We start from the raw sequence: 25,949 nt of genomic DNA on the forward strand, positions 1-25,949 counted from the left end.
TTGAAAAAGAGTTCGAAAAGGTAATGGCATGAGTAACCGAGTTATATCAATTATGCAGAAGGTGAAGTGAATGACAGAGCATATCCCTCAAGCTCCACAAGGAGAGTTTGTTCTTTTTACTAGCGCAGACGGTCAGACGCGTGTTGAGTGCGGCTTTGAGTCCGATACCTTGTGGCTATCTCAAGCTGTGATGGCAGAACTTTACGATAAAGATGTTCGTACAATTAATGAGCACCTAATCAATATCTACAAGGAAGGTGAGCTTGTACAAAGCGCAACCATCCGGAAATTCCGGATAGTTCGATTAGAAGGTACTCGCCAGGTATCTCGCGAAATCGACCACTACAATCTTGATGCTATTTTAGCGGTGGGCTACAGGGTTCGTTCACAGCGCGGTACACAGTTTAGGCAATGGGCGACTGGGATATTAAAAGAATATCTTATCAAAGGTTTTGCTATGGATGATGATCGTTTGAAAAATCCGCCAGTGGGCCAGTCTGTCGTTCCAGACTACTTTGATGAAATGCTTGAACGCATTCGCGATATTCGAGCTAGTGAAAGACGTGTATATTTGAGGGTTAAAGAAATTTTCACAATGGCTGCCGACTATAATAAGCCATCCAATCAAGAGACTAATCGCTTCTTTCAAACTATACAGAACAAGTTGCACTATTCCTGTACCCAGATGACGGCTGCAGAGCTTATTTCCAACCGTGTAGATGCTAGTAAGCCAGATATGGGCTTAACCAGTTATAAAGGTGACGAAGTGCGTAAAACAGACGTGACCGTTGCTAAAAATTATCTGCGGGAAGACGAAATTAAAGAGCTGAATCGGATCGTTAATATGTGGCTTGATTTTGCCGAAGACCAAGCCCTACGACGCAAGCAAGTATTCTTACAAGACTGGACAGATAAGCTCGATCAGTTTTTGAGCTTTAATGATCGGGAAGTTTTAAGCGGTGCAGGGAAAATCTCTAAAAAAGCTGCAGATGATAAGGCAAAATTGGAGTTTGATAACTTTGCAGAGAGACGCCGCCGCTTAAAAGAGGCTGAGGGGGAAAGTGCAAATATTTCTGCGCTTAAAGCTATAGTCAAAAAGGATAAAAAAGACTAATAGCAAACGGAAATAATACTTTATTAAGCAAGTGGGTATTAAATTTGATGTTAGTGGGTAAATAAATGCCCGTATTTACAAAGTGATTTACTAAGAAATATAGGGCATCTAAATAATTATTTCACAGTTAACTTTATACGTACTGTGTTTAGCTTACTTATAAAACGCTTCTACTGTGCCTTTTACTTTCATAAGCAATGGCTGGCCGCGACGGTCTAGCGCTTTAGGTGCGGCTACTTTAATCCAGCCTTCGCTAATATTGTACTCTTCAACATCAAAACGCTCTTTGCCGTTAAGTGTAATACCTATTTCATGCTCGAATACTTCTTCTACATAAAATTTGCTGCGTGGGTTGATCGAAAGTTGATCGGGTAATTCTGGTTTATTGGTATCAGTCATAATTGTGATCTGCATTGAATATATTGTGCGTCATTGTAGGCAATCACAGCTGTTTGCTCAATAAAAATTACTCGCACGCTTGTTGAGATTGCATTATATGTGGGGCCATTATTGTACTGCGAGTGGTGGCTTTTTTAGGTAAAAGTCAGCACGCACTGTTATTTTAAAGTGGTTAACGGCACAGTCGGAGGCTTTATTATTTAATAGGTCAATAGGATATTCGTGATTAGGAATTTGTTGCAATCTTTGCCAATTACCAGACCCATCAAGTAAATAGGAGGTTTTCTGTGGCCCTCCTCGAAGCAGACAGTAACGTTATCGCTTAAGTTAAGTAATTATCAAGCAGGCTGGTTGCTGTTATTAAAATTATACAAAATTCAATTGTAATACTATAACGTCAGATAAATTTATGTTATGTTGTAACAAATCAATAAGCAACTTTAATACGTGGATCATGAAGTACTCAGCATTAACTCTTGCCTTTGCGGCGCTCTCTTTTGGTTCTTATGCCACAGAGTCAGATATAGAAACCATTAGCATTGAACATAAACAAGCCTTCCGAGGCGATATTCCAGTTAAAGAGTTGCCACAGTCAATTACCACATTAAGTAAAGAAATGATGGTCGATAATGGCATTACCAAGTTTAGAGATGCGCTTGATTTTTCTGCTAGTATTTCTCGTAAAAATAATGGTGGCGCACTGTGGGATAGCTATTCTATTCGCGGTTTGTCGGGCAATGAAAATATGCCGTCGGGTTATTTAATTAATGGATTTAGTGGTGGGCGCGGGTTTGCAGGTCCTCGGGATGTATCAAATATTGAGTATATTGAGGTGCTAAAAGGTCCCGGCTCGGCTTTATATGGCCGCTCTGAGCCAGGTGGTACGATAAATATCATTACTAAAAAGCCACAGTTTTACCAGCAAGGCCAATTAAAAGCCGAATTTGGTAGCGAAGATCATAAACGTGTGCAAGGTGATTACACTAACGGATTAACTGATGATCTCGCTTTTCGAATTAACGGTGCATGGCAAGATAGTGATAGCTTTCGCGATTATGTACACCACGATAAATTTGTTATTACGCCATCGCTTTATTATCAGCTTAACGACAAGTCATCATTAACCTATGAGTTTGAGTATGTTGATCAGCAGCAGATGTATGATCGCGGCATTGTTGTACTTAACGATAATTTTGACACCGTACCTAGAAGCCGCTTTTTAGGTAACCCTAATGATGCGCCAACTAAAGTGCACTCTCGCGGACACCAACTTAATTATAATTACGATTTTAATCGCGATTGGTCACTCTTATTGGGGGGGAACTATCGAACCGCGACGTTAACAGGTTTTTCGTCTGATGCTGAACTATCTCCTCCAAGACAGACTTTGTCTTTAGATAACCCAATGCTTACGCGTCAACACCGTTATAGAGATTATTACTCTAATGATTTGTCAGTACGCGCAGAATTAAGTGGTCATTTTGATATAGCAGATATAACCAATCATGTTTTGCTTGGTGTTGATGGGTATGACTATGAGCTACGCACTGGGCTTTATCGTTATCGCGGCGGTAAAGACACGTATACATTAAATATTTATCAGCCAAACTACAGTGCAGGGCAAGGCCCCGATGTTGCACAACTGTATGAAAACAACGAACAGCAAAGCGCATATGGTATTTATGTGCAAGATCAGTTAGACCTTACCGAGCGTTTTAAATTAATGCTGGGATTGCGGTTTGATGAAATTGAGCAGAATATTTTCGAGACTAAGTCAGGCGTTGCCTCAGATAGCACGATGAATCGACTTAGCCCACGCTTTGGGATGGTATATGAGCTAAATGATGCGATTAACCTTTATACCAGCTATTCCGAAGGGTTTATACCTTTAAGTGGTACTGATGCTAAGGGTAAATCGTTTGGTTTTGAAGAAAGTGACTCGTTTGAAGTGGGTGTGAAGTTTGGCTTTGACAACGTTAGCGGTACCATCGCTTTATTTGATGCTAGCAAAGGCAACATGTTGGTGGCTGATGATAAGGGTTATTCAAAACCTATTGGTAAAGTAACCAGTAAAGGTATTGAGGTTGATCTGACTGGTAGTTTAGGTGAAAACACTCAGTACACACTTTCGTATGCTTACGTAAAGGCTGAAACAGCCAAAGACATGATTAATGTTGAGTGGTTAGAGCCTATTCCTAAAGGTAGCCCGTTAGTTAACGTACCAAAAAACAATTTTTCGCTTGCTTTAAATCACAATACCCGTGTACTTGAGCAAGACATTAAATTTGGTGGTCATTATCAATATATTTCAGAGCGACTGGGCGACCCAATAAGCTTATCTTTTAACTTACCAAGTTATCAGCTGGTGGGCTTATTTGCGCAATGGCAGGCGACTGAACGGACAAATGTTTCACTTAATGTTGATAATGTTTTTGACGAAAGCTACATCGCCAGTAGCTACAACGCATTGTGGGCATACCCGGGCGCACCAACACAATTTAAGTTAGGTATAAGTTATGACTTCTGAGCAACTTAAAACCCGTATTCACAGTATCGACATCATGCGCGGTGTGGTTATTTTGCTAATGTTACTTGATCATGTGAGAGAGCGTTTTTTCTTGCACATGGCGGTATCTGATCCAATGGATGTTGACGTTACCTCTCCAGGGTTGTTTTGGAGTCGTTTTGCGGCGCACTTTTGTGCGCCCACATTTATATTTTTAACCGGACTTTCGGCGTGGCTTTATAGTCACCCAAGCTCAGGTAAAGTACGCTCTGCACGCAGCTTTTTAGTGAAGCGGGGATTATTTTTAATTGCCCTTGAAGTAACCATAATTTGCTTTTTGTGGATTTGGTTTATCCCTACTATTTTTCTGCAAGTAATGTGGGCTATTGGCCTGTGTATGCTGGCTCTGGCATTACTAATTAACTTACCGCAACGACTATTATTAGCGCTTGGTTTGCTGATTGTGTTTGGCCATAACTTACTTACACCCATTAGCTTTAATCCTGGTGAGTGGGGCTATACCTTATGGACCATACTGCACGATCGCGGCTTTATCTCTGAAGGTGGTTTAGTTAATGTAAAAATCAGTTACCCAGTATTACCATGGATTGGGGTTATTTTATTAGGTTATTGCGCAGGCCCTTTATATGCTTCGAGTCGCGACAGTGATGATAGAAAACAATGGTTAATTGGCTTAGGATTGGGCTGCATCGCTTTGTTTGCAATTTTACGCGGCTTAAATGTCTATGGCGAAACACTGCCATGGCAGCAATTTGCAAGCACGGCGCAAACGGCTATGTCGATATTTAACGTCACTAAATATCCGCCTTCACTGAGCTTTTTATTGATCACTTTTGCGCTGATGTTTTTTGGCTTATGGCTGTTTGAACGGCCATTAAATCGCTTGACCAATGCCTTCAGAGTGTATGGCTCAGTGCCGATGTTCTTTTATCTTTTTCATCTCTATATATTATTGATTTTATACACAATTTGCAGGGCTATTTTTGGTGCTAATCATGGTGCGTATTTTGGCGTAAATGATATTACATGGATTTGGTTAATTACGGTTGTGTTAGCGGTTGTTTTATATTGGCCAACTAAGGCATTTAGTGATTATAAACGTGTCGCCAAAAAACCGTGGTTAAAGTATTTATAGTAACAAACAGCGGTATGGCGCAGCCTATTTATGCGCTAAAAAGCAATAGAATAAGCGGTGTATGCACACCGCTTAGTTTAAATCTTACTGACAAAACCTTCGTTAAGTACTCTAACTTCGCGTTGCGGGAATGGTATTGCAATATCATGGGCTTTGAGGGTTTCTAGGATAATTAATAGCAAATCGCCACCAACCCGATTTTTACCATCATCAATTCCTTGCATCCAAAATTCCACAAACATATTGATGCCATTATCACCAAAGCTATCTATTTCACAGTCAGGGCGCTCTTCAAATGGTATTTCAGGGCCGCTAATAACTTGCGGGTGCTGGGCAACAGCTTCTTTAATTATTGCGACCATGGCTCTGACATCGGTGGCGTATGCCACACTAAAATCAACACGATAGCGCTGTTTTGGATCTTTATGCGTCCAGTTGGTCAACAGTGAAGAAATAAAGGTTTCGTTGGGAACCAGTATGTCTTTGCCGTCATAAGTTTCTAAAATTGCGTGGCGCATTTTGAACTCTCTAACAAAGCCACTTTTACCGTTTTCTAACTCAACAAAGTCGCCAATGGTGAGTGACTTATCGAGTAAAATAATGATGCCAGAAATAAAGTTAGAGGCAATTGATTGCAACCCTAAACCTAGGCCAACGCCTAGCGCACCACCAAATACAGCTAGGGCGGTGAGGTTAACACCCATAATATTAAGCAGTAATAACGCGATGACACAAAACAAACCTACTTCAAAGAGTTTAGTAAACACTTCGCGGGTGCTGATATCTAGCGTTTGCTGGTTACGAATTATAACCTTACCAACATTGCTGGAGGCTCGCCCTAACCAAAATAAAATAGCACCAAAAAACAATACCCGCGTGAGTCCATATAAGCTGACTTGGATATTGCCTAAATTAATGGAGACCGCTTCAAGGGTTTTAATAAATGCTGGTAAAAAGCCCAGTAAGTGCAACAGCAAAACGGGCAGGCCAACTAACTTAAACAGTGCCGACATAAATGGGCTGCTAACAAATTCTTTAATAATTGAGTAAGCAAACAGTAAGATGGCAATGTTGAGTGCAGTATTCATTAACCACACTTGCAAATCAGCAGTGATGCCAATGGCGGTAAATATCTGTAATAAAATGATCGCCACTAGCGGGTAAACGATATTGCTGAGTCGAAACAGCATAATATTTATTGGGTGATCGGACGCCACCTTAGTGTGCTTATCAACGCGTTTTTTAACTGTTTTTGAATAAATCCAGTAGGCGGCAGCGTAGCTGGTGATGATCACTAATAATTGCAGATAGGTTGCTTGTTGACTAAGCATCGATTGGATCAATAACCAAACAGACTCAAATTGCTTGGCAAAAAATTCGCTATCCATAAGTCATACTTTTTTAGATAAAATTAGATGCTTTACTATGGCTGATAAGTTTGCAAATTTACAGAATAATTAGCCAGACTTTGCTCAACCTTCAACAGGTGTTAGTCAATAGAATTGTTAATTGAGCATGCCGCTAAACAAGAGATCAGGCAATGACCACGGTGTTATAACGCCAGTATTGCATCGCGATTACTTGGCGACCAAGCTTTATCTGCCGCTTGTTGTTGCGTGAGCCAAATAAAGTTAGTGTGCTCATTGGGATCTAATTTGATGGCGATATCATCGGGTACGCAAATACTAAAAACATATTCGGTATTAATTAACGCGTTGGCTTGATAGCGATGTCGCCATGACTCTCTAATTGTATATTGATTGGTTTTTTGGTGATCGCGTATTGTTAAACCCAAAGCGCGGGCATCGATGTCTGTTTCTTCTAAAAGCTCTCGATACGCTGTTGTTAAAGGTGTTTCGCCTTCATCAATACCACCGGTCACTGATTGCCAAAAATTGGCGTCATCGGTACGTTGAATTAATAAACAGTCTTTATTTGCTTTATAAATAACAACCAGTACAGAGAAGGGTTTACGAAGTGGTTGGTTATTTAACAAAATAGAACCTTAAATAGCGTATGTTGAATCAGTTTACCTAACTACGAAATGTTTAACTAGCCAGATCACATCACTAACAACCAAATACCCAGCAACAAGAGTAGTACATTCATTATTTTCAGAAACTGCGCAGTATTGAGTTTGCCCTGCAACCAGATCCCTAAACGATTACCACAAAAAGCAATCGGCAAGCTGGCAAGCGCAATTAACGCCCACTTTATTTCGATTAAACCCAGACTAATAAAGCCAATAAGCTTGATGGCATTCATCATCGCAAAAATAATCGCAACAGTAGCTACAAACTGTTTAGCTGGTAATTTTATGCTGCTGAAATACATGATTAGTGGTGGCCCACCTGCATGTATTAAGGTGCTAGTGGTGCCCGCTAAAAAGCCCATAACTGCAGCGCCAATACGGTTATTTACAGCATTTGCAGTAAATTGACTGAACGCTAAGCTGCGGATCGCAAACACAATACATAACATAGCTATGGCTGTTTTTATTACAGCTGCATCGAGCCAGCCAATTAAAGCGTGGGCGATTAACACACCAGTTAGCAAGCCCGGCAATAAGCGTTTTAGTTGTTGGGTATGCCATTGTCGCCAGTAGCTTTTTAAACTAAAAATGTCGGCAACGATCAGTATCGGGAGCATTAAGCCGATTGCAGCAACAGGGGGCATTACTAACAGCAACAATGGTACGGCAAACACCCCAAGCGCTCCGGCAAAACCCGATTTAGATACGCCAGTGAGTAATACAACAAAAGCAATGATCACTAAGGTTGTTACTGTCATTTGTTTCCTTACTTATGCTGGTAAATCAAACCATAACGCTTCTAGCTGGTCTTTAGCTGTGAGTGTTACTTGCTCATCGCTGCTCAAGGCGAATGCATCACCTGAGCTAAAGGTATCTGTATTTGCGTCAACAGAGCCTGAGATTACATGAAAGTACCCTTTACGGTTACTGGTTTGCAAGTTATATGGTTGCCCTGCATCAAGGTTTAAACGATAGATACTGGCATCTTGGTTGATGCTCACGCTGCCGTGTTCGCCATTTGGCGTAACGAGTGGCGTAAGCTGAGTTGTTTGCGGAATACTTTTTTGCTCATAGCTAGGGGTTATACCACGCAATTTGGGTTGGATCCAAATTTGTAAAAAATGCGCCGTTGCTGAATTTGAAGCATTATATTCGCTGTGCATAATGCCACTGCCGGCACTCATCCGTTGTACGTCACCAGCAGGAACAATGTATTCATTGCCGGTGCTGTCTTGGTGTTTTAATGCGCCAGAAATAACATAAGAGATAATCTCCATATCACGGTGTCCATGAGTGCCAAAACCTTGGCCTGCGCGTACTTTATCTTCGTTGATCACTCTAAGTACAGACACCCCCATGTGTTTTAGATCATGGTAATGACCAAATGAAAAACTATGCTGGCTTTGTAACCAACCAAGATCAACTTGGCCGCGCTCGTTGGCTTTGCGTATATAGTGCATAACTTTACTCCTGATTAAACACGAATTTTAATAGCAGCAGTATAAGTGTTATGAGAACGATTAAAATCGCTTTTAAAAGGACTTTTCGTTCTCGTTAATCGAATGAAAGCCCTTAATTAATTAGTAATCTAGTTCAGCCTGCATTACTTGATAGCGTAGCTCGCCAATGAATGTGCGAGCTGCGGGGCCAAGGCGATCACCGTCTTTAAATAATAAGTGCATTTGCGTGTTGCGCTGACTGCCATGGCTGAGAATTAAAGGTTTTAACGTCCCTTGAGCTAGTTGCATTGTAATTGCGCTACTGGGCAGCCACGCAAAGCCAAGACCACGACTTATCATATCGATAGAAGTACGCATATGGCTTACTGTCCAACGTTGATCGGCACCGAGCCAGCCGCCATCTTGTTTGTTATGTGCTGCGGAGTCGCGTACTACGATTTGTCTATGTGACTTTAAATCTTCTAATGTAATCGGGCGGCTAAGTGAATGAAGCGCATGGTTTGGGTGTGCAACGGCAATAAACTCAATATTACAAAGCTCTTCACTAAAGCCACTTTTGCCAGCAAACGGAGAAATTGCAATATCGACATGGGTGTTGTCGAGTAGCTCGTTAGCCCCAGCTAAAATAGACTCTAGCAGTTCGATACGTAGCAGCGGATACTGTGATGATGTGCTATTTAATACGCTGTATAGCAGTGATTGCGGAAAAGCTTCATCTACAGCTATGCGTAATTGACTTTCGATGCCTTCCCCCAAAGTTTGTCCTACCGCTTCTATTTTTGCCGCTTCATCTAAGAGGTAATTGGCTCGGCGCAGCATCATTTCGCCAGCTTCGGTGATCACCGTTTTACGCCCTGCAATGGTAAATAGTTTAATCCCTAACGCGGCTTCAATTTTTCCCACCGAATTATGAATACTTGATTGGCTTTTATGAATTTTTTGCGCAGCTTGATTAAAGCCACCATGCTCTACAACAGCCCTAAACATACGCCATTGTTCTAAAGTAATTCTAAGCATCTTTATTGTGGTCCTCGCAATCGCCTTGATCGCATGTATTTAATGATTCGCGTGCCTGTTTATCTTGGGTGAGTACTTGTTTTAAATCTTCTGTACGTTGACGCACAGCCACGCCATAACTGTGATCGTCGCCCCACAGTTTCGCCAGTTGTAGCACTGAGGCTCGGTCATGCTCTCTAAATAAGTGCCCTGCACGTTGTGCATCTTGGGTTGAATTACCGAGTAATTCCAGGGTTTCAACGGCTAGATTGATGGCCGAATCGACAGTTTCACGGTTAAAGGCATTGACTTCTAATTGCAATAACTGATAGGCATGACGGCGGTCGATTGCGCGCGCCACAATTTTTAACTGCGGAAAGTGTTTGTGAGCCAGTTTCACTATTTCGAGAGTTTTGTCGGCATTATCAATAGCAATGACCAGTAATTGTGCAGTATCAGCTCCCGCCGCTTCGAGTAACTCTTTGCGCGCGGCATCACCATAATGCACTGTGTTACCAAAGCGGCGCAGTAAATCAATTTGACTCGGACTGTGATCGAGCACGCTGATATCATAACCTTGGGTACTCAATAAGCGTCCTATAATTTGCCCAAAGCGACCGTAGCCGGCGATGATCACATGTTTTGCTGGGCTGATCTGCTCAGGCTGATCAAAATCTGGTTTGGTTGTTGTGTTGCTACGTTTTTGTAGGATGTCGTAAAGCATTAATAGTAATGGCGCGATCAACATGGAAATAGCCACCACCAAAGTGGTTAAACTGCTTTGTTCAGGGGTTAGTATCTGTAAGCTGTTGGTCATGGTGAGTAAGACAAAAGCAAACTCACCACCTTGTGCTAGGGCTAAAGTGAACAACAGTTGCTGGGTATGATGAATTTTAAAAATCCGTGCTAAGGCATAGAGCACGGCTGCTTTTACTAATATCAGTGTAACAACGAGCAATGCCACTATAGCAAATTGGTTAAATAACAAGGCAAAATCAATCGAGGCGCCCACTGCCACAAAAAATAAGCCAAGTAACAAGCCTTTAAATGGCTCTATATCGGCTTCCAGTTCGTGGCGAAATTCACTTTCAGCCAAGACTACACCGGCTAAAAAAGTCCCCAGCGCCGGAGATAAGCCGACACTTTGCATGATCAGTGCAATCGCAACCACTAAAAATAACGCAAACACAGTGAATATCTCACGCATGCGCGTTTCAGCAATGTATCTAAATAACGGCGCAGAAATATATTTACCAGCGAGTATGATGGCTGCGATCACCGTAACGGATGCGGTAACTTGGCCCCACACTGGCCAATCGGCTGTGAGTGAGTGACTCATGCTGGTGGCGTTTAATGGTGGCTCAAACGCAAGCAGTGGCAGTAACGCTAAAATGGGAATAACCGCAATATCTTGGAATAACAACACCGAAAATGCGTTTTGTCCGGCTTCATTCTTTAGCCAGCCTTTCTCTTCAAGGCTTTGCAATACAATGGCGGTTGATGAAAGTGCCAGCATTAAACCAATTGCTAGGGCGCTTTGCCAGTGCATGGCGAGCAGCCAATAACAAATAGCAAAGATCACCGTGGCGGTGAGGGTCACTTGCAGACCACCGAGTCCCAAAATTGAATGGCGTAACTTCCAAAGCCTAGCGGGTTGTAGTTCTAACCCCACTAAAAACAGCATCATCACTACACCAAACTCAGCAAAGTGCATTACTGAGGTTTGATCGCCTACTAAACCCAGTATAAATGGGCCGATTAGTATTCCTGCTAACAAATAGCCAAGTACAGAGCCTAAGCCAAGGCGTTTGGCAATAGGCACGGCAACAATGGCTGCGGCTAAATAAATTAATGCGATCTCTAACATGCTGGTCCTTTGCTAATACTGGCTAACTTATTATGCCTTAAAATACTGTTTACTATAGCGGAATAAATTCTTTATCGTCACCAGGGATTTTTGGGAAACGTTGTGTTTGCCAGTCTTGTTTTGCCTGCTCTAAACGTTCTTTGCTGTAAGCAACAAAGTTCCAATGCAAGTAAGGGACTTTAGTGAATTTGTCGCCACCGAGCAAAATAAAACGTGCGTCTGTAGCAAAGTGAATATCAGTATCTTGGCTGTCAAATAAAATAAAGTCACCGGCTTGGTAATCTTGTTGGCCCACAGTAACGCTGCCGTAAATTATATATAATGCGGTTTCTTGTTGTGGGTTGGGTGACTTTATTTGGCTATTGGCACTGCCTACCACATCAATATAAAACATTGGTGAATAGGTTTTTACTGGCGAACTTAGGCCGTACGCTTCGCCAACAACTAACCGCATCATAATACCTTCATGAATAATATGCGGTAGTTGCTGTTTTTTCAGATGACTAAATGAAGGCTCAATTTCGGTCATATTCTCTGGTAGCGCGACCCAACATTGTAAGCCATCGATATGATGTGGATTCGCTCTCACTTCAAAGCTTTCTCGTTCTGAGTGGACAATGCCTTTACCTGCGGTCATCCAGTTCACATCACCTGGATGGATTTCTAAATTATTACCTAACGAGTCGCGATGTAAAATACTGCCACGAAACAAATAGGTGAGTGTTGATAAGCCTATGTGCGGATGGGGTCTAACATTGATCCCTTGGCCAATCGGGAAGTCATTTGGCCCCATATGATCAAAAAATATAAATGGGCCAACCATTTTCTTATCAAAATGTGGCAGTACGCGCTTTACATCTAAGCCACCAATATCATGGGTGGTAGGGTTGAGAACCTTAGCCATTATTTTATCCCTTATGTTGAGCAAAAATCAGAGCACAGCGTATTATTGCACTGTGCTGTTAAACTGTGGCAGTTGATTACTTACGATTTAACAATAGATGATCAATGCTGAACTTTCCTGCGCCGTGACTTGCTAGCGCTAAAAAGCCGCCGGCCATAGCGATATTTTTATAAAACATTAAAAACTGCATTTGATCATCAAGTTGCAAGTGGAATAACAAGGCACTAACAACACTAAAAGCAGCAAATGCAATGGCTGTTAATTGCGTTAATAAACCCAGTACAATTAATAAACCACCAATTAGCTCAAACGCGATAACCAGTGGTAGCAAAAATTCAGGTAAGCCTGCGGATGCCATATACTGCGCCGTGGCATCAAAATATTGTATTTTGCTAAAACTCGTTAAGATAAATAAAGTTGCCAAACCCACACGGGCTAATAAGCTGCTAACATTAGTGAGTGCTGGATTTTTTGAAATAAGCGTTAAAATATTCATACTATAAATTCCTGTTGTTGATTAACTATGCAGTGTTGCTGCGATGAATTAAGTTTATGTTCATTTCTATTGAGTTAAAAGTCGTTAATTTAGCGTTTATCATTCCTTTTAAGCGAATTTAAATGTAGGAGAATAAAATGAAGAAGTGGCTTGGTATTGGTTTATTATTTTTTTTAAGCGCCTGTACTGATGTACAGCAGTTAGTCACTCATGATAATGCCAAACAACAATCATGGTTGTTGGTTGATAGTTTTGCGGGCAAAGGGTTTATTGATTATGAAATTTCGTTAGCTGCCACAGAGCGACTATCTGTTGAATTAAGCTCTGCGGATTTAGGTGATTATTTTAACGTTATTGCTAAAGCTGGCTCTAAGCCTGTGTACACCAGCTCTACCCATGGCAATAAAATGAGCCAAGTAATAGCAGCCTCAGGTGATTACATTATACGTGTTTACTCAAGTACACAGCCATCAGAGCAAAGTGAGAGCGCCGATTTCACCCTACAGGTACAAATTGGTGAACAGCCTAAAGTGGTGAAAAAGCGCATGCACCCAAGCTGGGATGCAGATGGCGATGGTATTAATGACTGTGAAAAGGACGGCAGTTGTGACCACACGATTGATTACACCCAACCAAAACCAAAAACGGCCAATTAATTGACCGTTTTTACATTAAACTGCAGCAGTTACTCTGGTTAGTCTAGCTTTACTGGGCCATTGATATTATCGATGCTCAAATCACCTGAGCCAGCGTCAATAATGGTTAAGCCCTTAGCATGATTAACGCGGATACTGCCTGAGCCATCCTCAATGGTAACCAAGCCATTGATGTGCTCTGCGAAAATATCACCAGAGCCATCTTCAATCGTTAAGTAACTACCTAGCTGTTTAGCAGAGATACTGCCTGAGTTATCGTCTATATCGACACTGCCGGTGATATTGGTAAGGGTTATGTCACCCGAATCATCTTCAATAATTATATTGCCAGCAACGTTATCTACCGTAATGCTGCCAGAATCATCGCTGATTTTGAGATTGCCGGTGATGTTTTGTATATCAATGTCACCTGAATCATCATCAATAGTGACATGATGACCTTGATCTATACGAATGCTCCCTGAGTCGTCATCGATATTGATATTACCTAGTACACCAGCGATATTTATATCGCCAGAGTCATCGTCAATCTCAAGGCTAAATGAGCTTGGCACGGTGACAATTAAATCGATACTCGGTGAGCTGCCTTGGTATACCACCATTCCTGACGGGCTGTAACTTTTAGCTATGAGCACGGCTTTGCCGCCTTTTTGTTCAAGAGTTAGCGTATAAGGGTCATCACTTTTAGCCGTGTAAATAGTGGCATCTACAGTGATTTCAGTCGCAGTGTGTGAGCCAATGACTTGAACCGAGCCGGCTTCACTTTCAATATCGAGTTGCTGTAACTGTGCGGCAGATAAAGAGCGTTGCTGCTGTTGTTGTATGTTGGCACTTGCAGTTGAAATATGCACTATGCAGCCACTTAACAATAGTAAACCGGTGGCGATAGGCAGTGCTTTAGTTAATAAAGAAAGAGGTTTGTTAGTCATTATTTGAGTACTCGTTTTTAGTTAGACATTCCATATAAGCTAGTAATAGCAAAAACGAAGCCAAAAATTAAGTGTTTGTTTTATAGTTGTTTTTATTATGAAGGTAAAATTGGCTGACTATAAAATAGTGTATAGTGCTAATTAGTAGTGAAACTGAAAAGTGGTTAGCAGGCGCTAACCACTCGGTTATAAGTTAATTACTCAGGTGCCACATCTAAGGTGGTAAATAACGAATAACGTACGCTATCGATACCTTTTTCAGTTGCATCTTCGCTCACACTTGCTTCAATCAGGTATAAACCTGGATGTTGCCATGTGTTAGTGAAAAAACCGTCTTTATCTGTGGTTACTTTAACTTCGCCACGCTCGTTACGATAACGTGTATCACCTTTTAAAATGGCAAGCTCGATGTTTGCAGCAGGTTTGCCATCTTTTAATAATTGAAAACGCGCTTCTTCACCAACAAATAAATCATTAGGGTGAGTTGGACCGCTGATCTCTAAGCCTTGACCAAGTAGCGCTGGTTTTGAAGTACCGTTACGACTTACAAAGGTGTCTACAGTGGCAATCGATTTTGTGGTTTTAATATCGGTTGCGCCAGCTGGGATATCTTTACTGTCTTTAGGGCCAAATACACGGCCACGTTCGCCTTTGGCATCTTTATAAAAAGTCATTAGGCGTGGCTCTTGGCTCATCGTAATATGATAAGTACCTTCTCCAGCTAGTTTGACTGCCGCTGAATTTTTACGTTGTAGGTAATAAGCACGAATTTTGTCGCTGACTGGCTTGCCATCAGGGCCAATAGCCATAATCAGATTATCATCATATTCCGCGCCTTTTTGCTCTGGGCGGTATGCTTTGTCTGGCGCAAAAATTTCATTAGAAATACTGGCATCGATCATCACATAATGGGCTTTGTCACCAGAAAGAGAGGTGTGCGAAGGCACTAACCAGCGCGCGTGCGCATTGGCATAGCTAGACGCAAGAGCGGTAAAAGTAACTGCGCCAATCAGCGCGCTTTTAAGTAAATTGATTTTCATAATCTTTCCTTATTTGAATAATAGTTAAGCGTTTGTTTTATTTAACTTGCTGCGTCTGCTTGTTATTTGCTTACGATAGTGACAAAGCTTTGTGAAAACTCGTTTGTGCCATCAATGGTGATTTTGCCATCTTTGCTTAAATCGAGTTCTACACGGGTGTAATCTCGACCACCTTCTTCACGTACCACTTCTAAATTAAGTAAATATTTGCCCGCAGTAACGGCTTTGCCTGCTAAGTCAGTGCCATTCCAGTTAATGGTGTAAGTACCTGGGCGCTTTGTTGCACCGGTAACACCGTCAAAGTTAGCGTCACTTTTGCCGGCTTTACGCCACCACTGGCGTAAGTCTTTAAACCACTCTGCTTTTTCAACCCATAATGCCACTGTGGTGACGTGTTTGCGCTCTGGGGTTTCTAGCCACACTGCTACATAAGGGCGGTGATAAGGTTGCACGTCTAGATCTGGTAGGGTAAGTTCAATTTCAAGCTCTGCGGCATCTGCGTTAGGTTGAAATAAAGCCGCTGTAAATAAAACAACAGCGCCAATTAAGGTATTAAGTTTTAGCATTAAGACACTCCTTTTAGTTGCGGAACCCAGCATAAATAGATGACTGCCGGTGTCGCGACCCCAAGCACTGTTAGCCATATTCCTACTAGGCGTTTTTTTCTATTTTGAAATAAAATAATCATTCCGGTGATAGCAAACAAAATCATTAACATGGCTGATATATCAATCACCCAACTCCATGCTTCGCCGCTATGACGACCCTTATGTAAATCGCCAATTAAGCTTAAAAAACCGCCAGTTTGATATTCGAGGTTTAATTCACCGCTGATGAAATCAAGTTCAGCAAACGCAAAGCCTGCTGGCAGTGGGTAGTCGAGCATCACCAATGCGTCCTGTTTTTCCCATTCAATACTTTTGACTTTGTTTAAGCCGTGTTCAGTTGCTAGGTAAGCTTCTATTTGCGGATATAAAGAGGGTAGCGTGGCTAGGTTTTTTTTAGCTTGTGCTATTAGTTCTGCTGGCAGTTGTGCGGTTAGTTGGCCATCACTTTTATCGCCTTCAAGCCAATCAACATGGTTAAGAACAATGCCGCTAACACAAAATAGGATCAGTAAAAACAGCAATGCTGTTGATAGGTAAATATGTAACGCACGGCTGGTGCTATATAAAGTTCGTTTATTTATTAACGGCATAAATAATATAGTTGTTTGCAATAATTGTTACATGGTAATCATTTGCATTAACTATAACAACTTTATTTACGAACTTTACATTTATATGGGTTTTGAGGGGCGAGAGAGTAAATAAATCATCACCGCTATTTCTATGCTGGCAACTAGCACTAAAACCCACCAAGCTGGTGAAGAGAGCAGCAATACAATAAAGCCAAGTGACATACCAACACCCGCAAACCATTTAGCTCTTACAGGTACTACTTTGTATTTTTGCCAATGGCGTAAGGTTGCGCCATAACGAGGGTGATTAAGTAACCAAGCCGCGAGTTTTGGCGATGAGCGAGTAAAGCACGCTAATGCCAAAATGAAAAAAATAGTGGTGGGCATTACCGGTAACACAATACCAATAATTCCCAGCCCAACGAGAGTTAAGCCGAGTAGTTGATAGCCAATATTTTTATAGGTAGCAAAAATTACCTTTAAATTCATGGGTATACTTGTGCCTGATAAAGTTGAAAACGGCTAAATGCTTGGCGAGCACCATAGATCAATGCTTACTCTTGAGCTGGTGTAAGTTCAATACTGTCAATCAATTGTACTAAATGACGCCATGCACTGCCACGCCCAGCACCTGCTAAATAGCGCGCAGCAAACCCACCGCTAAAGTATAGTCTAGCTTGCACTTGCTTTCCTAACATTGCGGCGCCAACTTTTGAGCTGATGAAGGGGGAGGAGTTTAATCACCGTTGAAAATCATGACTCTACTGGTGTTGGCTGTTTTTGAGGTTGCTAATAATTGGCCGTATAGGTTCAGGGTCTAATGACTCGTGTGGTATTTTTGAAAAAAGTGATGTAGCAAAAGTAAATCACCCAACCATAGTGGCTGGGTGATGAGGGTGATTAAAAATAATAACCAACGTTGATGTTAAAGCGGCGCTCTGTTTCATCACTATCACCAGCGACTGAGCCGCCAACAAAGGGCTGATTTTTAGCAAATACATAATCGAAATAGGTAAATAAGCCACCCGCTGCGACGGACACTCCTGTGACATTCATCCAAGTATCAGCGCTGTTATCGGATTTATCGTAAATAATCCCGTAGTCATTGTAAAACTGTAGGTTTGTTACTGGACCCCATTCAACGGGCACACTGTAAGCGATATTGGCATTAGTCATCGTCGCTTCGGCAGCAATACTGTCGTAAAATCCATATGCGCCGACTGCCATACGGTTGACGTTATCAATATCATATTGATACTCACCATGTTGCAGTTGTAAATTCCAAGCACCTATTGTGCTATTAAGGTGCACTGCCCACGCATGGTAATCACCTGCACGGTCAACGCCATCGTGTAACCCACCAGCTAATGCAGAGACACCTAGTTCAGTGGTGCCACTGTCGTGCTCAAAGTGGTAACCATAACGGCCTGAGAAGGTGTTGTATTCGCCAATTGGATTGCCAAGTGAAGTTCCATCTTCACCTTTAGATGCTGGGTCAGCATAGATACCTTCATCGGCATTTCTAAAGCCAACAACGTCGTATGAATAGCGATCACTGCGATCATCGACATAACCGTCAACACCCCCTAATTCATCATTTTTGAAAAAACCAAGATCGAGTTGCCAATTGTCGGCAATTTTGCGTTTAAATAGCACGCCTAAATCATGATCGTCTTCAAGGCCGATATAGTAGGTTGTACCAAAAAAGTAGTTGTGTGAATTATACGGCCAGTTACCAAAAGGAACTTTTGTGATACCCGCTTGTACTTGCCAGTCATCAGCAAAATCATAGGCGGCATAAGCGTATTTTACCGCAGTCATATAATCAAAAAAGCGAATTTCGGCATTCAGCGTAACATCGCCAACATCACCTGAAAAGTTCACCCGGAAAATGTCAAAGTCAAAATCGCCACCTCGGTTTTTGTTGCCATCATCATATGAAGTGTGACTAAAGTTGGTACGTACTGCACCACCAACACGAATACCTTGCGGTTTTTTTGTAACCTGACTATCCGCTGCAGTATCTTTTTGTTCTACTTGCTGTTGTTTGGCTATTTGTGTGTCAAGCTGCTGTTGTTTTTGCGCTTGTTGCTGGGATTTTTGTTGTGCTTCTTGAAGTTGTAATTGTAGTTGCTGCATTTGTTGCTGCAGTTGATTAAGTTGAGCTTGCATAGCTTCAATGTCTGAAGCGTATGAGACGCTTGATGTTGCGCCTAGCATAGTCGCGAAAGCTAACTTTGATAGTTTAAGCATGATAAATCGCTATTCTAAGTATGAGTATCTATAGGATAGACTAATTGTACCTTTAACCCAAGTTAACTAGTTATGTGCTATAGGGTAATGATTTGTTTAATATAATATTTATGGACCGGTTATTCTGCAATTTTCCCTTCGGCAGCACGAGTAAGTACGCCAACTTCTAACAAAGGGGCTGCGTCAATACTTTGTGCGTCCATCATCGTTGCAATGCGCTGCATTGATGAAAGTAGTTGGCTTTGTTCCCACTCTTCTAAGGCTGAGAACTGCTCGATAAAGTGCTCTTGCAAAGGTTGTGGCGCTGCTAACAATATAGATTGACCACTTTGCGTTAAATATAGGCTTACTCGGCGCTTATCCAATTGGCTGCGCACACGAACCACTAAATTGCGATTTTCTAAGCGGTCTAAAATATTGGTAACCGTAGCAGGGCTTAAGTTTACATTTTGCGCAATGCGGCTAGCGGTAATACCGTCTGTTTGGGCTACTTCGGTCATAATTAATAGCTGTGGGCCGGTGAGGCCTGAAGTTTTATTTAATTGCTTGGAATGCAGATCGATCGCGCGGATCACTTTACGTAGAGAAACCAATAACTCGTCATATTTTTTCATTTTTTATCTCATTAGCTGCAGGTGTACAGTCAAGGCGTGATCGCAAGTAATAAATATTACACATCTAATAAATAGAGTTCAAATAGATGGATGTGATTAATGCTGTATTATTGGCTTTACGGTGTTATTTGATTGTTTTTTATTTTGTTTGAGTTGAAATGAATTTTTCTTAAATTATCATTATTTAATTAAAAGTTGTTGCCAGTTATTTTGTTTATAAGTAGCGACAGAGTGAAAAATTATAAATTTGCCATAAAAACTCACTAAATAATATTTACTAACAGGCTGAGTATTGGGTAAGGTGGGCTAGGCTTTTCATTTTTATGGGACGTATTATGAAGTTATCTCCATCTGTAAGCATTGAACAAACAGACACAGGCTTAGAGTATATTAATGTTGCAAGCGAGTTTTGTCGCGCTAAAATTTTTCTGCAGGGCGCACAACTCACCGAATTTACGCCAGCCGGCAAAAAACCTTTAATTTGGGTATCAAGCGAGGAAGATTACCAAGAAGGTAAAAGCGTGCGTGGCGGCATGCCAATTTGTTGGCCGTGGTTTGGGGTTAATTCAAATCCGGATTGGCCAATTCATGGTGTAGCGCGCACTAGCTTGTGGCGTGCTGATGAAGTGACAGAGCAAGATGAGCAGATAAAAGTCAGCTTAACCTTGCCGATGGCCCAAGTGGATGAAAGCTATTGGCCGCATAAATCAAAGCTTAAAGTGGAGTTTGTACTTACAACTAAACTTGAAGTGCGTTTAACAACAACAAATTTAAGTAATCAAACCATTACGTTTACGCAAGCACTGCATACCTATTTTCCAACTCCTGCGATTGCAGAAACTCAAGTTGATGGCCTGCAAGGATCAAAATACATTGAGTTTGGTGAAGGTCCGTTTGATCAAAATGAACTGGTTGGTTTTGCTCGCGAAACGGATATGGTTTATACCCAAGCCGCAGACACGCAACGTATAATTACCCCTGATGGCATTATTGAGGTTGGTCGTGAAAACTCAAGTTCGTGCGTACTTTGGAACCCATGGATTGATAAGTCAAAGCGGTTATCTAATTTTGCCGATGATGAATACCATACAATGTTGTGCTTGGAAGCGGCGAATGTAATGGATGACAGTGCAGTTGTAGCACCAGGCGAAAGTCATACCTTAGCGACTACCATTCGTTGGGTTTAATACACCGGGTATTGTAGCATTATAAATCTAAGCCAACGTAGTAATAGGTTGGCTGTTAAGGAAACACAGTGTTCGAAAACCAGCAACTAGACGCCTTACCTCAACATCAACAGATCATTTTTAAACCACTTGCCGCAAAGGCGTTACTGCACGCTCAGCTAAACTGGTTATTATTTTACATCCCATTAATGGTCGTGTTGGCGGTGATTTGCTTTTTTAATCAAGCTTTTGCAGCCTTTGCACAAACACCGCTATTGATTGCTTTACCAATCATTTTGGTTATATCGCTAGCTTATAACGTTGTCAGTATTCGACTTAAAGGGATTGCTATACGAGAGCATGACATTGCTTATCGTAAAGGAGTTATTTGGCAACAAGTCACTATTTTACCGTTTTCGCGAGTACAACATACCGAAATACATCGTGGTCCGTTAGAGCGAAAAATGGGCTTAGCTAGTTTGCGTTTGTACAGTGCCGGTGGCATGAGTGCCGATCTCAATATTAGTGGCCTAAGCCATGATGATTGTAAAAATATTCGTCAGTTTGTGCAAAAATACATTGAACGAGGACAAGCCGTTAATAATGCAAGTACTCAAACCGATGATCATCCATTAGCGCCAGATGAGTCGTTAAATGGATAAGCTAAACTGGCAACGCGTCTCGCCGTGGGCGTTGGTTTATTTTATTGTGCATTTTGCTTTTCGTTTTGTGAAAGACGGTGTATTTAACCTGTTACCTATTATGATTGTGTTTGTAACTCAGGTTGAAGATAAGTGGTTTTGGGGGCAAATAGCCATAGCAGTTGCGGTTGTCGCGTTATTAATTTATTCGTTCGCTTATTACCTGAACTTTCGCTTTTGTATCACCGATGAGCATGACATTTTACTCAATAAAGGGGTGTTTAAAAAAGAGCGTTTAACGCTTAACTTTTTAAGAGTGCAAAACGTTAATATTGCTGAACCATTTTATTTTAAACCGTTAGGCTTAGTTAATTGTATTTTTGACGCTGCTGGCAGTACCAGCCAAGAAGCTGTATTACCTGGCGTAACAACCCAGTATGCAGAGCAGTTGCGCGAGCAGGTATTAGCCTATAAAGCAACTCAGCAACAACAAGCGCATACAAAACAGCAGGCAGATGATTTAGAAAGTACTGAGCCGCAACAGTGTTTAACGTTGAGTAATAAAGAGGTGGCAAAGTTTGGCTTGATGTCGAACATGGCTATTTTAGCATTGGCAGCGCTTGCGCCTTTTATGAACGTGGTGTTTGAATTTCTAGAAACAGCAGTGATCAATCGTTTAGAGTCCTTCTATCAGCAACAAGTAGGTATATTGGTTGATGCGGCTGCACTCGCTGTTTTTTCAATACTTGTGCTAATTGTATTGATTGCGGTTTTGCTATCGGTATTGATGTCGTTAATTCGTTTTTATAATTATCAGCTTTACTTTCAAGCTGGAAAATTTAAACGTATTGCAGGGCTGTTAGAGCGGCATCAGTTATCAGTGAGTCTGGATAAAGTGCAATCGATAACGATTAAGCAAAATTTAATTGCACGTTTATTAAAACGCTACACCGTGCAGTGTTTTCAGGCCTCAAGTGGCGGCTTTGCAGCTGCGAAAAGCAAGCAAAGTTTAGTCATGCCAGTACTGGATAGCGAGCAGGTTAATCAGGTGTGCCAATGGGTGTATCCTTGGCTTGAGCTTAAGGCCCTTAATTTTCATGGGGTTGAAAGAGCATTATTCATTAAAAATTGGGTTTTTTATGCCTTGCTACCAAGCTTGGCTTTTGCCGTACTAAGCCAAGCTGGTGATATGTTAACACCAGTGTATGCGCTGCTGAGTTTACTGCTTTTAAGTGGTTTAGTGTATTTATCGTATAGTCGTTATGGTTATCACTTTTATCAGCACGAAGGCCGTTTTTATGGTGTTTTCCGCAGCGGCATGGTGAGTGTGCAATATCGTGTATTTGAATTATATAAAGCCCAAAGTACTCGCAGTATTAGCACTTACTTTATGCGTAAAGGCGGTTTAAAGAGCTTGTCTATACAACTTGCTTCGGGCACGGTTTACCTACCCTATCTGAAAACAGCGCAAGCCGATGAGGTTATCGACTTTACTTTGTATCAGGCTGAATTTGAGCAACGCAGTTGGATGTAATTCATTACTTTGCTTGTGTAATCTAGGGCTGGCATTCTATTTAGTGATGCCAGCTTGAGTACTCACGTTTTCTTACATTTTTACACTCTCTTTTTCAGCTAAATTATGGCAATAATGGATTTAAAATAAGAGATCAGGGAATATGATGAAAAAAACATTACTCGCTACTGCGTTATTCTTAGCCACACAGACACAAGCTGCCGTGCAATGGCAAACTATTCATACAGAACACTTTAATGTGCATTACAGTCAAGAAAATGCCGGTTGGGCACGCTCTGCGGCGAGTGAATTAGAAATTGTGCGCACTAAAGTACTCGAGCAACAAAATCGCGCACTGGATGAAACAGTTGATGTGGTGGTGTTTGATCCACTCAATGCTGCCAATGGGTTTGCCTTGCCGGTTTCTAATAAGCCACTAATGGCGCTTTTTACTACACCACCACAATCGGATACCGTGATTTCTAATAACAGTGGTTGGCAGCAACTACTGGTACTGCATGAATATATTCATTTAGTGCATTTAGCCCAGCCAACCCGCAGTAAGTGGCGTCAAGAACTTCGAGGTATGTGGGATTTATACGATATAGCACACAGTGAGATGCCGCGTTGGGCGGCTGAAGGCTACGCGACGTTACTCGAATCGAAAATGACGGGCCGCGGTCGGTTATTTGATAATTACAGTGAAGCAATTTTAACTGAGTTTGCTCAGCAAGGTGCATTACCGAGTTATGAGAAGTTAAACAGCACCGATGGTGGCTATTTGGCCGGCTCGATGGCGTATTTAATGGGCGCTCGATTTTTAGCGTGGTTAGAGAAAAACTATTCAGAGCACACCCTTGATGCGGTATGGACACGTATGCAAGGGGTTAAGCAACGCGACTTTGATGACGCTTTTACAGGTGTGTTTGGGGATTCTGCAAGCAAGCTCTACAGGCGCTTTATTGCTGAGTATACCTATCAAGCTATGAGTAAAGAGCAGAGTGAACAGTCACTCACTAGTGAGCTTTGGTTAGCGTTAAATCTATATGCGAGCAATCCGACTTTATCAGCAAATAACGAACAACTTGCGGTGGTGGAACGCGATAAAGACGGTAAAACCCAGTTGTCGTTGTATAGCACTGAAGATAACCTCAAGGCCGCTGAAGAGTTTCAAAAAGCACAGCAAGAGGTGCTTACAGATGATCCTAAAGATATTGCGGATAAGCCACCACAAGTATTTAAGCGCAAGCAAAAGCAAGTATTGCATCAAATCAACCGTGCGGGTATTCAAAACCCACAATGGCTAAATGATGAAGTGCTGTATTTTTCAGCCTATAGCAATGTAGATAATATTGAGAATAAGCGCATATCAGATATATTTAGCTGGCATACGCAAACCGGTGAAGTTAGCAAACTAACAGATTTAGCTGGCCTGCGGCGCTTTAGTATTGCAGAACACGGGCAAACCCTTTATGCCGAACAAGTGAAAGGGGGTTACTCTGAGTTAGTACGGGTTGATTTACAAACCGGTCAAACTCAACCTTTATTCGAGAAAAGTTTAGCGACGGTTTATGACTATCCAGTAATTAGCCCTGATCAGCAGCAACTTGCGTTTCTTAAAACCGAATTTAATCACAATTGGCAGTTGTATATACAAGACTTGCAAGAGCAAAAATCCATTGCAGTGCCTATGCCAAAAGGCTATCAATATTTATCACAGCCAAGTTGGAGTGCGGATGGTAAGCAGCTTTATTTTGTTGCCGGCCTTGCGGGGGCAACCGACATCTATTGTTATGATTTAACCGCGCAGCGTTTGTATAAGCTAACCCAAGGCCAGCAAGCGGTAGCGAATCCTTTGCCATTCAAAGCAGGCGAATTACTGTATTTTTCAATCAGCAGTGATGGCCCTGATATTATGAAGTTGCAAATGAATAATAAGGAAGAAGTGACAGAGTTTGCCACTACGAGCATTGCGCCACTATTGCTAGTCAATCAGCACACTTTACCGCAAGCGAAAGTATATCAACAACCTATAGGGGAGCAAACGCGTTATGATATATGGCAACAAAAGGCCACGTTTGCGTTAGGTGAGCAGTATCACTCTGCTTCAGCTGCTTTACTGAGTGCGAGCATCAAAGGCAGTGATTTACTCAAACAGTTTGATTGGCAAGTAGGCTACAGCATTGATTTACACGACACCGCTTTAAAAGGTATGTATGCCCAAGCGCGCTACAGTGCATTGGCTGTTAAGTTTGATAGCCAGTTATTTTCTTATGATTTAGATGCGAGTAAGCAATATCAGCAGGCCCTATTAAATGAACAGTCAGTACAGGGGGGTTACCTTGCTGCGAGTTTACCACTGCGCTTTGGGGAATTTAGAATTCAGCCAGAACTGGCCTATAACTACTCAGACATTGATAATGCAAATAGTAATCAAGAGCATAGCTCACAGTGGCTTAGAGTCGGCTTAAAGCAATCGTGGCAATATGACCAGCAAGACTATGCCATAGGTCAAGCTGTCAATGCACGCTGGTATAGTGGCGATAGCGATACACAAAGCTGGCAAGGGTACGATGTGGCTGCGCAGTTATTTGCTAAAGCGTTGGCGATACCTATGTATGCTAATTATAGTCAGCAATATCGGGATGATATTGATCTGGTACTAGGTGGCTTTAGCTCTTCGTTATTATCAAAGAATGTTCGCAATGATTATATATTTGCTCCTGAGTTACCGTTTTACAGCGCCATCGGCAAGCGTTATCAAGGTTATGGCGGCGGTATTAGCTGGGAAGAAGGAATGCCATGGCTTTATTACCAACAGCACCAAATTGACCAACAGGTTTACGGGCAGAGTTATGGCATTAAGTGGCAAGGGCCATTTAGCTTTGGTTTAGGCCCCGCGGGTTTAAATGATGTAAAACTTGATTTTGGTTTGGTCAGAGTTGAAGGTGATAGCTTTGATGATGAACTCAGAGGGTGGCTCGGGTTTTATTATTCACTATAAGCTCTAACGCCTTGAGTTTTTTC

25 protein-coding genes are annotated in these 25,949 nt (G+C 41.8%); 8 read left to right on the plus strand and 17 right to left on the minus strand.

What is annotated here, in order from left to right; translation table 11 throughout:
• The first annotated feature begins 70 nt into the window (after positions 1-70).
• A complete protein-coding gene (locus tag ENH88_RS07415) occupies positions 71-1,114 on the plus strand; it encodes a virulence RhuM family protein (RefSeq protein WP_304181255.1) in 1,044 nt (347 codons plus the stop codon).
• A gap of 153 nt (positions 1,115-1,267) precedes the next feature.
• On the opposite strand, the gene ENH88_RS07420 is transcribed toward ENH88_RS07415, so the two are convergent.
• Positions 1,268-1,513: a DUF3297 family protein gene (locus ENH88_RS07420; protein ID WP_304181257.1), complete on the minus strand. Its 246-nt coding sequence runs from the start codon at positions 1,511-1,513 to the stop codon at positions 1,268-1,270.
• Between the two features lie 454 nt (positions 1,514-1,967).
• On the opposite strand from ENH88_RS07420, the gene ENH88_RS07425 reads away from it, so the two are divergent.
• Both ENH88_RS07425 and ENH88_RS07430 read left to right on the plus strand, forming a co-directional pair.
• Entirely contained in the window at positions 1,968-4,040 is a 2,073-nt protein-coding gene (locus ENH88_RS07425) for a TonB-dependent siderophore receptor (RefSeq protein ID WP_304181259.1), read from the plus strand.
• Positions 4,030-5,175: a DUF1624 domain-containing protein gene (locus ENH88_RS07430; RefSeq protein WP_304181261.1), complete on the plus strand. Its 1,146-nt coding sequence runs from the start codon at positions 4,030-4,032 to the stop codon at positions 5,173-5,175. The genes ENH88_RS07425 and ENH88_RS07430 overlap by 11 nt, the downstream gene beginning before the upstream one ends.
• Before the next feature lie 77 nt (positions 5,176-5,252).
• Here the strand turns inward: ENH88_RS07430 and ENH88_RS07435 are convergent, their stop codons facing one another.
• From ENH88_RS07435 to ENH88_RS07470, 8 genes are all read right to left on the minus strand, one after another.
• A complete protein-coding gene (locus tag ENH88_RS07435; RefSeq protein ID WP_304181263.1) occupies positions 5,253-6,563 on the minus strand; it encodes a mechanosensitive ion channel family protein in 1,311 nt (436 codons plus the stop codon).
• Positions 6,564-6,727: 164 nt separating this feature from the next.
• Positions 6,728-7,171, minus strand: coding sequence for a dihydroneopterin triphosphate diphosphatase (gene nudB / locus ENH88_RS07440; protein ID WP_304181265.1), 444 nt, complete (start codon positions 7,169-7,171; stop codon positions 6,728-6,730).
• 65 nt (positions 7,172-7,236) lie between these two features.
• On the minus strand, positions 7,237-7,965 hold the full coding sequence (locus tag ENH88_RS07445; protein WP_304181267.1) for a sulfite exporter TauE/SafE family protein: 729 nt from the start codon (positions 7,963-7,965) through the stop codon (positions 7,237-7,239).
• 12 nt (positions 7,966-7,977) lie between these two features.
• On the minus strand, positions 7,978-8,667 hold the full coding sequence (locus tag ENH88_RS07450) for a pirin family protein (RefSeq protein ID WP_304181269.1): 690 nt from the start codon (positions 8,665-8,667) through the stop codon (positions 7,978-7,980).
• A gap of 120 nt (positions 8,668-8,787) precedes the next feature.
• Positions 8,788-9,684 carry a LysR family transcriptional regulator gene (locus tag ENH88_RS07455; RefSeq protein WP_304181271.1) on the minus strand — a complete coding sequence of 299 codons (897 nt, stop codon included), beginning with the start codon at positions 9,682-9,684 and terminating at the stop codon, positions 8,788-8,790.
• On the minus strand, positions 9,677-11,530 hold the full coding sequence (locus ENH88_RS07460) for a monovalent cation:proton antiporter-2 (CPA2) family protein (protein WP_304181273.1): 1,854 nt from the start codon (positions 11,528-11,530) through the stop codon (positions 9,677-9,679). Before ENH88_RS07460 ends, ENH88_RS07455 begins: the two co-directional genes overlap by 8 nt.
• Before the next feature lie 52 nt (positions 11,531-11,582).
• The gene (locus tag ENH88_RS07465) at positions 11,583-12,434 is read right to left on the minus strand and encodes a pirin family protein (RefSeq protein WP_304181275.1); all 852 of its coding nucleotides are present in this window, start codon (positions 12,432-12,434) and stop codon (positions 11,583-11,585) included.
• 76 nt (positions 12,435-12,510) lie between these two features.
• The gene (locus ENH88_RS07470) at positions 12,511-12,930 is read right to left on the minus strand and encodes a DoxX family protein (protein ID WP_304181276.1); all 420 of its coding nucleotides are present in this window, start codon (positions 12,928-12,930) and stop codon (positions 12,511-12,513) included.
• Between the two features lie 137 nt (positions 12,931-13,067).
• Here ENH88_RS07470 and ENH88_RS07475 point away from each other — a divergent pair, with 137 nt between their 5' ends.
• Positions 13,068-13,586, plus strand: coding sequence for a hypothetical protein (locus ENH88_RS07475; protein ID WP_304181278.1), 519 nt, complete (start codon positions 13,068-13,070; stop codon positions 13,584-13,586).
• Positions 13,587-13,624: 38 nt separating this feature from the next.
• Here ENH88_RS07475 and ENH88_RS07480 read toward each other — a convergent pair whose 3' ends face one another.
• From ENH88_RS07480 to ENH88_RS07515, 8 genes are all read right to left on the minus strand, one after another.
• Positions 13,625-14,515, minus strand: a complete 891-nt coding sequence (locus tag ENH88_RS07480) for a hypothetical protein (protein WP_304181279.1) — start codon at positions 14,513-14,515, stop codon at positions 13,625-13,627.
• Positions 14,516-14,712: 197 nt separating this feature from the next.
• On the minus strand, positions 14,713-15,555 hold the full coding sequence (locus ENH88_RS07485; RefSeq protein ID WP_304181280.1) for a DUF4198 domain-containing protein: 843 nt from the start codon (positions 15,553-15,555) through the stop codon (positions 14,713-14,715).
• A gap of 62 nt (positions 15,556-15,617) precedes the next feature.
• On the minus strand, positions 15,618-16,121 hold the full coding sequence (locus ENH88_RS07490; protein WP_304181283.1) for a DUF2271 domain-containing protein: 504 nt from the start codon (positions 16,119-16,121) through the stop codon (positions 15,618-15,620).
• Positions 16,121-16,753 (minus strand): PepSY-associated TM helix domain-containing protein, encoded by a 633-nt coding sequence (locus ENH88_RS07495; RefSeq protein WP_304181336.1) that lies wholly within the window; start codon positions 16,751-16,753, stop codon positions 16,121-16,123. The genes ENH88_RS07490 and ENH88_RS07495 overlap by 1 nt, the downstream gene beginning before the upstream one ends.
• Before the next feature lie 81 nt (positions 16,754-16,834).
• The gene (locus ENH88_RS07500) at positions 16,835-17,224 is read right to left on the minus strand and encodes a YbaN family protein (RefSeq protein ID WP_304181284.1); all 390 of its coding nucleotides are present in this window, start codon (positions 17,222-17,224) and stop codon (positions 16,835-16,837) included.
• 65 nt (positions 17,225-17,289) lie between these two features.
• Positions 17,290-17,418 (minus strand): hypothetical protein, encoded by a 129-nt coding sequence (locus tag ENH88_RS07505; RefSeq protein WP_304181285.1) that lies wholly within the window; start codon positions 17,416-17,418, stop codon positions 17,290-17,292.
• Positions 17,419-17,635: 217 nt separating this feature from the next.
• Positions 17,636-18,988, minus strand: a complete 1,353-nt coding sequence (locus tag ENH88_RS07510) for a porin (RefSeq protein WP_304181288.1) — start codon at positions 18,986-18,988, stop codon at positions 17,636-17,638.
• A gap of 119 nt (positions 18,989-19,107) precedes the next feature.
• On the minus strand, positions 19,108-19,602 hold the full coding sequence (locus ENH88_RS07515) for a MarR family winged helix-turn-helix transcriptional regulator (protein WP_304181290.1): 495 nt from the start codon (positions 19,600-19,602) through the stop codon (positions 19,108-19,110).
• 335 nt (positions 19,603-19,937) lie between these two features.
• Here ENH88_RS07515 and ENH88_RS07520 point away from each other — a divergent pair, with 335 nt between their 5' ends.
• The 4 genes from ENH88_RS07520 to ENH88_RS07535 all read left to right on the plus strand — a co-directional run bounded on the left by ENH88_RS07520 (position 19,938) and on the right by ENH88_RS07535 (position 25,926).
• Positions 19,938-20,789 (plus strand): D-hexose-6-phosphate mutarotase, encoded by an 852-nt coding sequence (locus ENH88_RS07520; RefSeq protein WP_304181291.1) that lies wholly within the window; start codon positions 19,938-19,940, stop codon positions 20,787-20,789.
• Between the two features lie 68 nt (positions 20,790-20,857).
• Positions 20,858-21,430 (plus strand): PH domain-containing protein, encoded by a 573-nt coding sequence (locus ENH88_RS07525; protein WP_304181293.1) that lies wholly within the window; start codon positions 20,858-20,860, stop codon positions 21,428-21,430.
• A complete protein-coding gene (locus tag ENH88_RS07530; RefSeq protein ID WP_304181294.1) occupies positions 21,423-22,943 on the plus strand; it encodes a PH domain-containing protein in 1,521 nt (506 codons plus the stop codon). Before ENH88_RS07525 ends, ENH88_RS07530 begins: the two co-directional genes overlap by 8 nt.
• 145 nt (positions 22,944-23,088) lie before the next feature.
• A complete protein-coding gene (locus ENH88_RS07535) occupies positions 23,089-25,926 on the plus strand; it encodes a TolB family protein (RefSeq protein ID WP_304181338.1) in 2,838 nt (945 codons plus the stop codon).
• Positions 25,927-25,949 lie beyond the last annotated feature (23 nt).

It is taken from the genome of Pseudoalteromonas prydzensis (assembly GCF_011050055.1).
Lineage (GTDB): Bacteria > Pseudomonadota > Gammaproteobacteria > Enterobacterales > Alteromonadaceae > Pseudoalteromonas > Pseudoalteromonas prydzensis_A.

Coding starts and splice junctions, on each gene's coding strand:
- ENH88_RS07445 (WP_304181267.1), bottom strand. CDS start 7,965: ATGACAGTAACAACCTTAGTGATCATTGCTTTTGTTGTATTACTCACT.
- ENH88_RS07530 (WP_304181294.1), top strand. CDS start 21,423: ATGGATAAGCTAAACTGGCAACGCGTCTCGCCGTGGGCGTTGGTTTAT.
- ENH88_RS07520 (WP_304181291.1), top strand. CDS start 19,938: ATGAAGTTATCTCCATCTGTAAGCATTGAACAAACAGACACAGGCTTA.
- ENH88_RS07535 (WP_304181338.1), top strand. CDS start 23,089: ATGAAAAAAACATTACTCGCTACTGCGTTATTCTTAGCCACACAGACA.
- ENH88_RS07485 (WP_304181280.1), bottom strand. CDS start 15,555: ATGAAAATCAATTTACTTAAAAGCGCGCTGATTGGCGCAGTTACTTTT.
- ENH88_RS07470 (WP_304181276.1), bottom strand. CDS start 12,930: ATGAATATTTTAACGCTTATTTCAAAAAATCCAGCACTCACTAATGTT.
- ENH88_RS07510 (WP_304181288.1), bottom strand. CDS start 18,988: ATGCTTAAACTATCAAAGTTAGCTTTCGCGACTATGCTAGGCGCAACA.
- ENH88_RS07425 (WP_304181259.1), top strand. CDS start 1,968: ATGAAGTACTCAGCATTAACTCTTGCCTTTGCGGCGCTCTCTTTTGGT.
- ENH88_RS07415 (WP_304181255.1), top strand. CDS start 71: ATGACAGAGCATATCCCTCAAGCTCCACAAGGAGAGTTTGTTCTTTTT.
- ENH88_RS07455 (WP_304181271.1), bottom strand. CDS start 9,684: ATGCTTAGAATTACTTTAGAACAATGGCGTATGTTTAGGGCTGTTGTA.
- ENH88_RS07430 (WP_304181261.1), top strand. CDS start 4,030: ATGACTTCTGAGCAACTTAAAACCCGTATTCACAGTATCGACATCATG.
- ENH88_RS07490 (WP_304181283.1), bottom strand. CDS start 16,121: ATGCTAAAACTTAATACCTTAATTGGCGCTGTTGTTTTATTTACAGCG.
- ENH88_RS07450 (WP_304181269.1), bottom strand. CDS start 8,667: ATGCACTATATACGCAAAGCCAACGAGCGCGGCCAAGTTGATCTTGGT.
- ENH88_RS07480 (WP_304181279.1), bottom strand. CDS start 14,515: ATGACTAACAAACCTCTTTCTTTATTAACTAAAGCACTGCCTATCGCC.
- ENH88_RS07495 (WP_304181336.1), bottom strand. CDS start 16,753: ATGCCGTTAATAAATAAACGAACTTTATATAGCACCAGCCGTGCGTTA.
- ENH88_RS07465 (WP_304181275.1), bottom strand. CDS start 12,434: ATGGCTAAGGTTCTCAACCCTACCACCCATGATATTGGTGGCTTAGAT.
- ENH88_RS07435 (WP_304181263.1), bottom strand. CDS start 6,563: ATGGATAGCGAATTTTTTGCCAAGCAATTTGAGTCTGTTTGGTTATTG.
- ENH88_RS07475 (WP_304181278.1), top strand. CDS start 13,068: ATGAAGAAGTGGCTTGGTATTGGTTTATTATTTTTTTTAAGCGCCTGT.
- ENH88_RS07515 (WP_304181290.1), bottom strand. CDS start 19,602: ATGAAAAAATATGACGAGTTATTGGTTTCTCTACGTAAAGTGATCCGC.
- ENH88_RS07420 (WP_304181257.1), bottom strand. CDS start 1,513: ATGACTGATACCAATAAACCAGAATTACCCGATCAACTTTCGATCAAC.
- ENH88_RS07460 (WP_304181273.1), bottom strand. CDS start 11,530: ATGTTAGAGATCGCATTAATTTATTTAGCCGCAGCCATTGTTGCCGTG.
- ENH88_RS07500 (WP_304181284.1), bottom strand. CDS start 17,224: ATGAATTTAAAGGTAATTTTTGCTACCTATAAAAATATTGGCTATCAA.